Source organism: Enterococcus lactis, assembly GCF_015751045.1.
GTDB classification, from domain to species: Bacteria; Bacillota; Bacilli; order Lactobacillales; family Enterococcaceae; genus Enterococcus_B; species Enterococcus_B lactis.
This window is the reverse complement of the sequence record NZ_BNJW01000012.1, coordinates 1-12,260: the sequence shown is the minus strand read 5'-3', so window position 1 is coordinate 12,260 and position 12,260 is coordinate 1. Positions and strand designations below refer to the sequence as shown.

11 protein-coding genes and 1 rRNA gene are annotated in these 12,260 nt (G+C 36.4%); 3 read left to right on the top strand and 9 right to left on the bottom strand.

The window, feature by feature from the left end:
• Window positions 1-89: 89 nt before the first annotated feature.
• The 4 genes from trmB to KFO35_RS07800 form a co-directional block, all read right to left on the bottom strand.
• The gene (gene trmB / locus KFO35_RS07815) at window positions 90-752 is read right to left on the bottom strand and encodes a tRNA (guanosine(46)-N7)-methyltransferase TrmB (RefSeq protein ID WP_002315629.1); all 663 of its coding nucleotides are present in this window, start codon (window positions 750-752) and stop codon (window positions 90-92) included.
• A gap of 68 nt (window positions 753-820) precedes the next feature.
• On the bottom strand, window positions 821-1,603 hold the full coding sequence (locus KFO35_RS07810; protein WP_002291341.1) for a phosphotransferase family protein: 783 nt from the start codon (window positions 1,601-1,603) through the stop codon (window positions 821-823).
• Window positions 1,604-1,805: 202 nt separating this feature from the next.
• Window positions 1,806-3,017 carry an ABC transporter permease gene (locus KFO35_RS07805; protein WP_002315628.1) on the bottom strand — a complete coding sequence of 404 codons (1,212 nt, stop codon included), beginning with the start codon at window positions 3,015-3,017 and terminating at the stop codon, window positions 1,806-1,808.
• Window positions 3,010-3,747 (bottom strand): ABC transporter ATP-binding protein, encoded by a 738-nt coding sequence (locus tag KFO35_RS07800; protein ID WP_002315627.1) that lies wholly within the window; start codon window positions 3,745-3,747, stop codon window positions 3,010-3,012. The genes KFO35_RS07805 and KFO35_RS07800 overlap by 8 nt, the downstream gene beginning before the upstream one ends.
• 137 nt (window positions 3,748-3,884) lie before the next feature.
• On the opposite strand from KFO35_RS07800, the gene KFO35_RS07795 reads away from it, so the two are divergent.
• The 3 genes from KFO35_RS07795 (at window position 3,885) to KFO35_RS07785 (ending at window position 5,847) form a co-directional block, all read left to right on the top strand.
• Window positions 3,885-4,319 (top strand): HIT family protein, encoded by a 435-nt coding sequence (locus tag KFO35_RS07795; protein ID WP_002291337.1) that lies wholly within the window; start codon window positions 3,885-3,887, stop codon window positions 4,317-4,319.
• Window positions 4,312-4,659, top strand: a complete 348-nt coding sequence (locus KFO35_RS07790) for a YtxH domain-containing protein (RefSeq protein ID WP_002291336.1) — start codon at window positions 4,312-4,314, stop codon at window positions 4,657-4,659. Before KFO35_RS07795 ends, KFO35_RS07790 begins: the two co-directional genes overlap by 8 nt.
• A 177-nt stretch (window positions 4,660-4,836) precedes the next feature.
• Window positions 4,837-5,847: a peptidylprolyl isomerase gene (locus KFO35_RS07785; RefSeq protein WP_002291335.1), complete on the top strand. Its 1,011-nt coding sequence runs from the start codon at window positions 4,837-4,839 to the stop codon at window positions 5,845-5,847.
• Window positions 5,848-5,914: 67 nt separating this feature from the next.
• On the opposite strand, the gene KFO35_RS07780 is transcribed toward KFO35_RS07785, so the two are convergent.
• The 5 genes from KFO35_RS07780 to rrf all read right to left on the bottom strand — a co-directional run.
• A complete protein-coding gene (locus KFO35_RS07780; RefSeq protein WP_002291331.1) occupies window positions 5,915-6,859 on the bottom strand; it encodes a 3'-5' exoribonuclease YhaM family protein in 945 nt (314 codons plus the stop codon).
• Window positions 6,843-9,563 carry an ATP-binding protein gene (locus KFO35_RS07775; protein ID WP_130624805.1) on the bottom strand — a complete coding sequence of 907 codons (2,721 nt, stop codon included), beginning with the start codon at window positions 9,561-9,563 and terminating at the stop codon, window positions 6,843-6,845. The genes KFO35_RS07780 and KFO35_RS07775 overlap by 17 nt, the downstream gene beginning before the upstream one ends.
• The gene (locus KFO35_RS07770; RefSeq protein ID WP_156272271.1) at window positions 9,560-10,780 is read right to left on the bottom strand and encodes a metallophosphoesterase family protein; all 1,221 of its coding nucleotides are present in this window, start codon (window positions 10,778-10,780) and stop codon (window positions 9,560-9,562) included. Before KFO35_RS07770 ends, KFO35_RS07775 begins: the two co-directional genes overlap by 4 nt.
• A gap of 197 nt (window positions 10,781-10,977) precedes the next feature.
• Entirely contained in the window at window positions 10,978-11,823 is an 846-nt protein-coding gene (locus KFO35_RS07765) for a Cof-type HAD-IIB family hydrolase (protein WP_156272273.1), read from the bottom strand.
• Window positions 11,824-12,152: 329 nt separating this feature from the next.
• A 5S ribosomal RNA gene (gene rrf, locus KFO35_RS07760) occupies window positions 12,153-12,260 on the bottom strand; the annotation flags it as partial.

The window sequence follows — 12,260 nt, the reverse complement described above, 5'->3', positions numbered from 1 at the left end:
AAATCAAAAAAGTCCCAGAAAATGCACATGACAGATGTAATGTGTTTTCTGGGATTTGATTTATATTTTTATGAAAGTAAAAAGTTCATTCACAGACTTTTCTTTTTGGTCTTATCTTGAAATCGAGCTTCTACTCGATAAATACGTTGACCTTTCGAAGAAAATTTTTCTTCATACTCCGTCATAATATTGCCTTCAAATTGACTTTGATGCAAATCCAACCATACCTGTTTGAGGATCATGCCATATTGAGAAAAACTTGCCAGCGAATACTCAAACAATCCTTGATTATCTGTTTTGAAGTGGATTTCTCCATTTGGGCGGAGGATCTGTTCATCTACAGCAAGAAAAGTTTTGTATGTCAAGCGCCGTTTTTCATGTCGTTTTTTCGGCCATGGATCAGAAAAATTCAGATAGATCTGATCTACTTCGCTGTCAGCGAAATATTCTGTCAATGCTGATCCATCCACATGCAGAAGCTTCAGGTTAGGAAGCGGTTGTTCGATCAACTTGTCTAATGCTATAGAAACAACACTTACTTGCATTTCTACTCCAATATAATTGATTTCAGGATGGGCTTTTGCCATTCCAGTAATGAACTGGCCTTTCCCCATTCCAATCTCAATGTGGATTGGATGATCGTTTCCAAACAATTCATTCCATTTTCCCTTCCACAATGTTGGATCACTAATTACAAAATTCGGGTGAGCCGCTAGCATTTCCGCTGCTCCCGGACGATTTCGGACACGCATTATTTATCTCCATTCCTTTCTCTAATTAAAAAGGTCTGGCCAAATCTCCGCAGAGTTTGGGCCAAACCTCAGCCACTGAAAATTCGTTTTAATTGTAAAATTTCTTCGTTCATTCGTCGATGATCTTCACGTTTGCAGTATCTAGTGATTTCTTGGAGCAAATTCATGGCCGCATACCAGTGAAACTTTTCAAGCATTTCGTCAGTCGGACGTATGCCATAACTGATCAGCCATTGATTCCAACTGGATAGAGGCACATAATTTCCTAAAATCGTTGCAATATCTACCGCAGGGTCTGCAAACATGATTGAATCCCAATCCACGAGATATAAATAATTTTTACATACTAACCAATTTCGATGATTTACATCTCCATGCACTACTGATAGATTTTCCTTATCTATCGGCGGGATCTGCTCACGAAGAAATCGATGGACGATTTGCAGAAATTGATTTTTCTGGAGTTCTTCTGGTAATTCTTTTTCATATTTTTGCAACATCTTCTCCGGCGTCATAACACGTCCGCCGATACGGGTCAGCATGGTTTTAAGAGAATTTGAATGATGTAAATGGTACAAAACATCAATTACGTCATTTCTTTGACCAATCTCATTAGGAGTTAGCAAGCGGCCTTCTAGCCATTCTTGTGCTGTCAAGGTATCGCCATTCCCCGTTCGTTTTGTCCAAACAAGTTTTGGTGTAATTCCTTCCCTTGAAAGAGCAGCCAACATCGGAGTCGTGTTTCGTTTAATAAAGACTTTGTCTTCATCACGCATGCCTATGTATGTTTTTCCTGTATCGCCTTTGATGGGACGTAACCGCCACTCTTGGTCTAACTGAAACTCCATCATGCATTCTCCCGTCCTCTTACTCTTTGTTTTGCAGTACTTATTATTCTAGTCGCCTGATCACTACACGTCAAGCACATATACGTTCTTTTTCATTTATTTGCCATTCAAAAAACCGACTTTTCTCAAAAAAAATAGAACGAACAGCATTCTTACTGTCAACGCTCTATTTTTCAGTTCATTTTTATCCTACACAGCTTTGTTTTCAGTCTGACATCTTCTTCAAACGAGTTGGTACATATAGTTTAACAAAGAGACCCGTAACAATCAAATAAGCCGCTAGCGGAACCCATCGCTGCTGACCATCCAATACGACTGCAGCAATCAACCCAAAGATAACCGATGCGATAACTAATACCCATGTGAGCAGATACTGGATCGCCTGCTTCTTCTGATTCTCATGGATCGGATAAAGCTGAACGAGCACCATATAGCGGAACTGGCTCGCTAAAGGCAACAATTGGAACCCGATCAAATATAAAAATAAAGAACCGATTATCAGACTAAAATAAAAGTCGATCACTCCGAAAATCAATAGCCCACCTATAATTACTAACCGGAAATAAAGACCACTAAAATCAGAACCTCTTGCCAATCTTCTTGCAAACAAGTAAAGATAAGTGTTTTTTGATTCTCTCTTAATATGAGTCAATAGAGGATCCAAGTAGCGTCTTCTTTTTACCTTTGCCGTAATTTCAGGAACATCGGTGAATAAATTAATAAATTGATAGATTTGATGCAACCTTTGTTCTTCTGCGTGCACCATATTCTCCCAATCCAATCCTTTTTCCTGTTGCTTCCACAAAAACCAGTAATATAGACTTGCCTGTACCAATGCACCTGCTACCCCTGCCCAGACCAGCCAATAAAATGAAAGAAGCAAAATGAGCATAGAAGAAAGTAACCAACCTGTTTTCCAATAACGAATGACCTGTTGATCTAGCCGAAACAATTCTGCTCGCTTAATTTGCAGATGACTGAATTTCAAACTCCATAATATGATCAGATAGACGAAAAACATCGAAAAGACTTGCTGAGTACTAACCACCACTAATGGCATAGCAAATCCGCATGCCAATATCAAAAGGATCATCGGAAAAATGCAAGAATAGCGAAAAGCTCGTTCCAAATAGGTCTGCATTTCTTTTTCTTTCGGAAGTAAAAAAACAATATCTGCTGCCTCCGCAAAAGTAGCCATCTTGCCTACAAATAAACAGAGCATCCAAAATATAGAGATTATCATTCCCCCAAGTGCAAAAGGCGGATGCAAGGTTTTCAACCAGCTAGAATAGTACAATCCCACGCCACCAATTAAGAAAAGACAAACTAAAACAAAATGATCGTTCAACACATAGCGCATATATTTCATCATTTTCTTTTGATGCCTTGCTAAACGTTTTTGAAAAAAACTACTCATGTGCCTGCTCCTTTGTTAAAGCGATATAGATTTCGTCCAAAGAAGAATCCGGCAGATGAAATTCTTTTCTCAACATCTCAAGGGTCCCATCTGCTCGTATCTCTCCGTTATGTAAGATCACAAAACGGTCACAGTATTTTTCTGCAGTAGCTAAAATATGCGTAGACATCAAAATACCGGCTCCTTCTTTTTTCATCTCTACCATCAATTCAAGCAGCGCATTGATAGCTAGTGGGTCCAATCCTAAGAATGGTTCATCAATGATATATAAAGAAGGCTCGATCAAAAAGGCGCATAAGATCATCACTTTCTGCTTCATCCCTTTTGAAAAATTAGCCGGAAACCAGTCAAGGCGATTAGACAAACGGAAAGTCTCCAACAGCTTTTCAGCTCTTTTCATTGCTGTATCCATAGGTATATCATAGGCCATCGCAGTGACTTCGATATGTTCCCTCAAAGTCAATTCTTCATATAAAGAAGGCGTCTCTGGAATATACCCAATTTGTTTACGATATTCTTCTGTATTTTTCTTTAAAGATAGATGATTGATTTCTATCGTTCCCTTTGAAGGTTCCAACAGACCGATAATGTGCTTGATGGTTGTACTTTTCCCTGCTCCGTTCAGCCCGATCAATCCTACTATCTCTCCAGGCTGTACGTTGAAACTGATGTCTTTTAACACAGGGAGATGGCCATACCCTCCTGTGACATGATCGATAATTAAACTCATTCTTTTTCCTCCGCCATTTATTTTTATTTATTATACCACGAAGAAAATGACGGTATTTTGTTTTTTTCCTTACAATGGCTTTAACTTATGGTAAAGTTAAGCTGAAGTATTTATTCTTTATGGAAAGGATGTTTTTTATGGAAAACTGTATTTTTTGCAAAATCATCAATCAAGAAATCCCAAGCTATAAAATTTATGAAGACGACAAAGTCTATGCTTTTTTAGACATTTCTCAAGCAACGAAAGGACACACGTTAGTTGTCCCTAAACGTCATGTAGCAGATATTTTTGAATATGATCCTGAACTTGCAGGAGAAGTTTTTTCACGTGTGCCTAAGATTGCTCAAGCATTAGAAAAAGCTTTTCCAGAAATGAAAGGTCTTAATATCTTGAATAACAACCGTGAATTAGCTTATCAATCTGTTTTTCATTCACATATCCATTTAGTTCCTCGCTATAGCAAAGAGGACGATTTTTCTATCCACTTTGGCAACCATCAAGACAGTTATGGACCAGAAGAACTAAAAGCTATTCAAGAAACAATCGTAAAGCAGGTGCACAGCGATGATTAAAAACTTTTTCAAAGGACTGTTATTCGGAGCTGCTGCTGGAACTGTCGGAGGTCTGTTATTTGCACCTAGGAGTGGGAACGAAACAAGAAAAAAACTGATTGAAGAACTGGAAGAAGCAACCACTCTGACAAACGATTTAAATAACAGCTTGGATCATTTTAAAAGCGCATTGATTGAGACAAAAGAAACAGCTGAATCTGTGATTCCCGCTTTCCAAGAAGCCATCAAAAAAGATATCGAAGATTTTAAATTCCAGGCCGAACCACGTATCGCCCAAATCAATGAACAAGTAGAAAAACTAACAGCTGATCTGCCTGAGTATCCTGATCAAATACAATAATGATCATTTTCTCAACAGATACGACTGTCTAATAGAGGAATAATTGCACATTTCCTAGGAATGTGATGAAATTTTGAATTTTGTTTGAAACTATCACGAGAACGCTTTTAAAGGGCATGGGATATGGTATAGTTAATATATAAAAAATAATAACTAATTACAGGAGTGCAAACATTAATGAAAAAAAAATCAATTATTTTGGCAGCTACTAGTGCGTTGGCTGTTTTAACTCTAGCGGCTTGTTCAGGCGATACCAATAAAGATATCGCAACGATGAAAGGCGGAACGATCACTGTATCTGATTTCTACGATGAAGCAAAGCTCGAATCATCGAACCAATCATTAGTACAACGGATGATCATCTATAAAGTATTCAATAACAAATACGGCGATAAAGTAACAGATAAACAAGTGGATGCAGAATACGACAAACAAGCGAAATCTTTAGGTGATACTTTTGAATCACAATTAGAAACTGCTGGGTATACGAAAGATTCTTATAAAGAATATATCCGTAATAATCTAGCTTTTGAAGCTGGTTTGAAGGCTCATGTAGATATTACAGATGATGATTTGAAAACTGCTTGGGAATCTTTCCATCCAGAAGTAGAAGCACAAATCATCAAATTATCAAGTGAAGATGAAGCCAAAGATGTAAAAAAATCAGCGGACGATGGGGATGATTTCTCTAAATTAGCCAAAGACAAATCGACTGATTCAGAGACAAAAGAAGATGGCGGTAAAGTCAAATTCGACTCGACGACAACAACCATTCCTGCAGAAGTAAAAGAAGCAGCTTTCAAATTGAAAGACGGCGAAGTCTCTGACGTTATTACTGCAACAAATACTACTTCTTATGCAACAGAATACTATGTTGTCAAAATGGTGAAAAACCAAAATAAAGGCAACGACATGGATAAATACAAAGATCAATTAAAAGAAATCGCTACTGAAACAAAATTAAGTGATAATACATTCACGACTAAAGTAATCGGTGAAGAATTAAAAGATGCAAATGTAAAAATCAAAGATGATGCCTTTGAAAATGTGTTGAGTGCATTCACAACAACTTCATCAAGTACGAAAGACTCAAGTGAAGCCACATCTTCAACAAAGAGCTCTGACACAAAATCAACTGATTCAACAAAAGAATCTTCAACTGAAGAAACAACTGATTCATCAAAATAAAAGAAAACAAAAAAAGCGAAGACTTATGTCTCGCTTTTTTGTTTTGAATGAAAAAAATAAATTTTTGCTATAAATCTTTTGGTACATAGAAACTTCGGTTGTCCATACCGAAAATCCGATCTGTGTATTTTCCTGGTTCTGTTTGACGAATCGAAGTCAACATCATCTGCATGGAAGCATCAATATTGTCGATTTGATGTAATATTTCTGCTTCCATTATTCTTGGACGTACAGGTGAACCATATTCTAATAGGCCGTGATGTGCTAAAACCATATGTCGTAATACGAGAACGTCTTCGTCAGCTTCGCTGATTTTCAGCGCAAGACAGGCTTTAGTTATTTCTTCGTCAATCAATACCAAATGACCGATTAAATTCCCTGCAAGCGTATATTCTGTCGACATAGGACCGGAAAGTTCGATCACCTTTCCTAAATCATGCAAAATGATACCCGCATATAATAATGGTCGATTCAACTCAGGATATTCGTCGGCAATTGATTTTCCTAAGTGAAGCATTGTCAAAGTATGATAAGCTAATCCACTGGCAAATGCATGATGGTTTCTTTTGGCTGCCGGAAACTCAAAAAATTGTTTTTGGTATTTATTGAGTAGATAGCGAACGATCCGATTCCAATGTGCATTTGTGATTTCAAATAATAATTGATTGATTTCTTCTTCCATTTCTTCTTTCTTCAAAGGGGCTCTTTCCATGTATAAACTAGGTTCCCCTGGCTCATCCATCCTTGTTAAACGCATGTGAAGAATCTTTACTTGCGGGTTCCCTTGATAAACCTCTCTTTTACCGTTTAGAAAAACGACTGTGCCGGCTGTAAATTTATTGATTTCCTCTTCCGAAGCATCCCAGTACTTGCCATCGATGGTACCTGAAGTATCTTGGAAAGTAAAAGCAATAAATTTTTTTCCGTTTTTAGCGATTCTTACATCTGCACTTTTGATCAGGACAAATTGCTCAAACTGCTCATCGATTACTAAATCACGAATTTTTTTCATTATTTGCTCCTTCTAATTGTTTTACGGTTTGGTTCATCTCATGGTAATAGCTTACCATTTCTTTATCAGAAGAAAAACAAATTATTTGATACTTTTCTCCAAATTTAGCTAAAAGTTCAGCTAATTGATACTTTCGCTGATGATCATAATGAAGCCAGCCATCATCTATGATGATCGGGCATATCGAACGATTGGCTTCTAACGAGAGGTAAGCAAACCTCATCGCCATAATCAGCTGATCTTTCGTACCTGTAGACAACTCATAGATTGGAAAGTCTGTATATCCGTCTGTTAAAGTCAGTGTATCGTTTTTCAGTAATATCTTCTGATAATTTCCTTTTGTTAAAATACCTAAATAATCACCCGCTGCTTTTAACAACTGAGGTAATTGTCTCTCACTCATCTCTGTTGAAAGATCGCCTAAGAATGTCCCTGCGATTTCAAATGCGCCCCATTCCTCCAGCAATTCCTGCAATTTTGCTTTTTGTCGGCTAGCTTGTTGATAGAGTTCGTCCAATGTGCCGTCTCTTTGCAGCTCTTCTACTTGAAGTTGGAGTCGTTGCCGATTTTCACTTGCCTCTTTTTCTTCTTGCTGTAGTTGGCCTTGTTTTTCTTTCAATTGCCGCAGTCTTACAGATAATTTCTCTTTCGTCAGTTCTTCAGGAAACAGTGGACGAAGCATTTCTGACAGTTCATTGTACCTTTTCATCTGCTGTTCGGCTTGTTTGGCTTTTTGTAAAAAGACAGGTACTTCCGAAGGATAAGATAATCCAGCTTGGCTCAATTGTTCGCTGTATTCTTGTATCCATACTTTTTGTTTCTTTTTCAATTGATTGATTTCTTGCTTCAATAAAGTATTTTGCTGATAGCTTCTGGCAAATTTCATCTGTTCCATTTCTTGGATAAAACGGGAAAGCATAGCCATTTTTTCTGAGATCGTCTTATCTTGTATGGGTAGCCATTCTTTAACAAACTCAAATTTCTGATCGATCTGTTGTAGTTTTTCTTGGATTTCCTGCTCTCTTTTATGTTTCCGCACAAATACGCCATACAATTTCTGATAATCTATGACTTCTTGCCCATATTCTTTCATGAGTTTGAGTGTATCCATCTTTCCTAAGTGCCGATGATCAGCAAAACGATATACTTCTTGCTGAAGAATCTGTTTTTCTTCTTCGATTCTCTTTTGTTTTTCTTCTGCTTCTGCTAATTGGGCTAAAGCTAAATCAAGCTGACCTAGTTTTTCTTGCCACATTCCTTTTATTTCTGAGAAATCATTTTTAGGTTTAACCTTTGGTTGCTGTTTGTAAAAGAAATAGCCCACCATGCCTGCACCAATCAATAAAAAGATCACTTTTAAGGGCATTGGTACAAATATACCTGCAATGATTATTGCTCCGCCAGCAATTAGCATATAGGGTTTAGATGAAGGGGTTGGTGCTATCTCTGACTGATTTTGTAATAATGCTGGATAAGTCTCTTCCAACTCATTCACTTCTGCTTCGATCATTTTTTGCTGTTCTTTAGCTATCTGGAGACGCACAGAAATCTGGCTTTCTAGATCAGCAATCCTTCTTTCTTCAGCCAGAAGATTCTTCCACTCTTCTTCATATAAAAATTCTTCCGGTAACGGATTTTTCTGCCACTGCCATCTTTGTTCCAAGATCTTCAATTCTGAATTTGTTTCTCTAGTCTCTATTTGAAGTCTTTGCCATTCTTCGCTTAATTGTTCCGTTGTAAACTGGAGTTGTTGGAGGTCTTTTAGTTCTTGCTCCTGCTCTAAATAAAAATAATATCTAGCTGACTGCTGATCCATCCCGCTATGCTTTTCCAGAGTTGCTTCTAATTCTTCTAAACGCTCATTTGTTTGCTGATACCGTTTGGAAAAAGACTCCAGATCAAGAAGAAGTTGTTCATCAGGAAGACCTGTGGCGATGTTTTTTTTGAGGGATTGCCATTCTTCATATAAAGAAAAATTGAGTTCTTGCTGTCTGGCTAGTGCAAATTGTTTATTCGCCTCATGTAGTTGTTCCAGTAACTGTTGCTGTTGCGACTCGTATTCCTGTTCTTGTTGGATCAACTTGCCAAAATAAGCTTCCTGTTCTTGTTTTAGATGGATTTTTTCTTGAAGCTCTTTCCATTCATTTAATTTTTGATTGATCAGCAGTTTTTGGCCTTTTTTCTTGAATAACTGTTGTGCTTTCTGATAATATTCTTGTCTTTTTTGGAATACTTGAGAACTGCCCGTAATCCCTAAAGAAATCAGTGCATCATGTAGCTCTTTTTCTCTCAAGTGATCTAGTTCCATCAACTGTTCTTGCTGGAAAGTAAATACCTGCTGGAATAACTCTTTCGTCAAAGGTGCAATCAGTTTTTCTAGTAATTCATCACTTCCAACTTGGTTCCCCAGCCATACCTTCGATTTTCCACGATTTTGCTGTTTATAGCGCTCGACAGCAAACTCACCGTATACAGGATGTATAAGCCATATTTTGCCGCCATAGGCTGAGCCGTCTTTTGGTGTATAATCCTTTTTTTTACGGCCTTTTGAAGGGAATCCAAATAAGATGGCTTGGATAAATTGATAAATCGTTGATTTTCCTGCTTCGTTTCCCCCATAGATCAGCTGATTGCCTGAATAAAAATCAAAACTTTTTTGACGCCATTTTCCAAAAGCAGCAATCTCGATCCTTAAAATCTTCATTCCTGATCCTCCTCAAATAAAAAATCTTGATTAAGTAGCTGCTTGGCTTTTTCAAGTGTTTCTTCTTGATATTCCGGCAGTTCGCTCAATATTTTAGCCGCTTCTTGGTGACTATATACTTCATTTAAAATTTGTTGGAAATCTTGAGGTGTCTGATAGTATTGAAATAGCTGTTCCATCAATTTAGCAGAAGCAGCAAGTGGAATCTTCGCATAAAAAGTATCCTCCATGAGAGAAATACGCCAAATAAATAAATCCCTTATCCTATCTGAAAATTCCTCTAACAGATAATCTAATAACTCTCCTGATTGTATTCTCTCTAGAACATCTGTATTGAGATGGTCATAATCTTTTAATTTTATCTCAATTAAACTAAACCCATCTTCTACTTTTGAAAGTTGCTGACGAATATGAACAATGACCTCTTTTGTCGTTTTCGCTTGCCTCAATGATATTTCCTTTGTCTTCCAATAGACCTCTGCTACTTTAATCGGATGTATTTGACAACTTCCTTTACTTAATTCAACAAGTAGAATGGACGTAGAAGTTTGTTCTTTTTTAGTGTGTCCTTGAGGCGCACCTGGATAAACGATGGTTTGCTTTTCATTTAAAACTGTTGGCACATGGATATGCCCCAAAGCCCAATAATCGTATCCTTTTTCTTGCATTTTTGAAGGTTGGAAAGGGGCATAGTTCCCTTTTTGCGAGGTACCAGGTTCCCCGTGATACAAACCAATATGGTAATCTGTGAGTTCTCTAGAAGGAAATTCCATCACTTTGTCTTTTTGAATCCATGGTTGTCGATAACTGAATCCACTGAGAGAGACAGTTTCGCCACTTTTTATCGTTATTTTTTTTGTCTCTACCGTTTCGGATGTAAATAAATGGACATTTTTAGGAAAGGAGAACCAATACCGCTCTTTTTGATAGAAATCATGATTTCCGAATATTATAAATACAGGTATATGTTTTTTTTCTAACCGTTTCATCTGTTCTAAAAAATGTTTCTGTATTTTTAATGAAGGACGATTTTGATGAAAATTATCTCCTGCAAGTAAAACAAAATCAACGTTATTTATTATTGCCTGTTCAATGATATTTGATAAAACGGTCAGATTCGTCTTCAATAATTTTTCCTGTACAGTTTTATCTAGAGTTGTCAGTCCTTCAAATGACCGATCCATATGTAAATCTGCCGCATGGATAAATTTCACCATTAAAAATTCCCTCCTCTTTTTCTTTTATCATACCATTTTCAATGTTTTTTTTCATCAATAACCGAAAATTTGTTCGTATTATGCAAAGAAATTACGATAAATGGCTGGCTTCAAAAAATGAGTTTATTCGAAAAAAGATTGTGACATGATTTTTGTCACAATCCTAAATATTTATATTCTATACTCCCTAAATTAGTTTATATGGTAAGAATTCTTTCAAAAGCTTGAGATACTCCGTCTTTATCGTTTGAAACGGTAATATAATCAGCTTTTTTCATGATCTCTTGATGACTATTTCCCATTGCAAAACTAATATCTGCACTCTCAAACATAGATAAGTCATTTAAACTATCCCCGATCGCGATTCTCAAAGGTTTTTTTAAATTGTAGATTGATTCCAAACGATCAAACACCGTGCCTTTCGATACATTTTGAGGCACGATTTCAATGTTTACAGGTGCTGATTCAGTAACAGTCACATTTAGCATCTTTTTCAAACGGTTAAATATATTCGCTTTCAATTGACGATTGGGAATAAAAATAAAAAATTTGTAAATACTGATATCATCCTTTTCTATAATTTCCTCAATATTATTATAAGGAATAGAACAAATAGATTTTTCATACTCAAGCTCATAGTTCAACTCCTTGACAGAAAATTCACTACCTACCTCGTGAAAGATTTTTTTCATTTTATTTTTATAGTTCTGCGATTCATAACTTCCGAGATTCGTATATATTTTAGTTGGAAATTTCGATATGAGAGAATCAATTTTTTTTACATCCTTTTTATCGAAAAAAGACTCAAATATCTTTTTTTCTCCATCAAATCCAACAGAACCATTTAATCCTACTGCTGGAACCATTAAACCAGATTTTTTGAGAATATTATTAATGTCTTCTACTTCTCTTCCAGAACAAATGAATGGAAAACAGTCTTTAGGTAAATGTTGCATTGTTCTTGCATTTTTTTGACTAATGCTCTGGTCAGAATTCAAAAGAGTACCGTCTAAATCTATACCAATTAGTTTCATTTCATCCATGTCTCCTATACGTTAATTATACATTCACTGCTGATTATAAGTCTAAATTTCTCACAAAACATATACTAATTATACCTAATTTAAGTAAGTGTAAGAATCATTTTAAGAATAGGAACGGACATTTGTATACTGTTCTCTATATTTTTGATTTATAAATAAACGTGTATTGTATCAAAATCAATTATATCGTTATTTTATAATAACCAACTATAAAAAAACGAAGTAGGTGAAAACTAACTTCGATATTCATAGAAGACTCTATTAGTTCAATTTAGTAAAAGTTTTAAACAAAAAAAGATGAACTATTTCTAGTTCATCTTTTTACCTTTGCGTGGCGACGTCCTACTCTCACAAGGGGCAACCCCTCACTACAATCGGCGCTAAGAAGCTTAACTTCTGTGTTCGGCATGGTTACAGGTGTATCCTTCTCGCTATCG

What these genes read in the sequence shown, in the direction of transcription:
- trmB (WP_002315629.1), bottom strand. Translation starts at nt 752, where the DNA reads ATGCGTGTCCGAAATCGTCCGGGAGCAGCGGAAATGCTAGCGGCTCAC.
- KFO35_RS07810 (WP_002291341.1), bottom strand. Translation starts at nt 1,603, where the DNA reads ATGATGGAGTTTCAGTTAGACCAAGAGTGGCGGTTACGTCCCATCAAA.
- KFO35_RS07805 (WP_002315628.1), bottom strand. Translation starts at nt 3,017, where the DNA reads ATGAGTAGTTTTTTTCAAAAACGTTTAGCAAGGCATCAAAAGAAAATG.
- KFO35_RS07800 (WP_002315627.1), bottom strand. Translation starts at nt 3,747, where the DNA reads ATGAGTTTAATTATCGATCATGTCACAGGAGGGTATGGCCATCTCCCT.
- KFO35_RS07795 (WP_002291337.1), top strand. Translation starts at nt 3,885, where the DNA reads ATGGAAAACTGTATTTTTTGCAAAATCATCAATCAAGAAATCCCAAGC.
- KFO35_RS07790 (WP_002291336.1), top strand. Translation starts at nt 4,312, where the DNA reads ATGATTAAAAACTTTTTCAAAGGACTGTTATTCGGAGCTGCTGCTGGA.
- KFO35_RS07785 (WP_002291335.1), top strand. Translation starts at nt 4,837, where the DNA reads ATGAAAAAAAAATCAATTATTTTGGCAGCTACTAGTGCGTTGGCTGTT.
- KFO35_RS07780 (WP_002291331.1), bottom strand. Translation starts at nt 6,859, where the DNA reads ATGAAAAAAATTCGTGATTTAGTAATCGATGAGCAGTTTGAGCAATTT.
- KFO35_RS07775 (WP_130624805.1), bottom strand. Translation starts at nt 9,563, where the DNA reads ATGAAGATTTTAAGGATCGAGATTGCTGCTTTTGGAAAATGGCGTCAA.
- KFO35_RS07770 (WP_156272271.1), bottom strand. Translation starts at nt 10,780, where the DNA reads ATGGTGAAATTTATCCATGCGGCAGATTTACATATGGATCGGTCATTT.
- KFO35_RS07765 (WP_156272273.1), bottom strand. Translation starts at nt 11,823, where the DNA reads ATGGATGAAATGAAACTAATTGGTATAGATTTAGACGGTACTCTTTTG.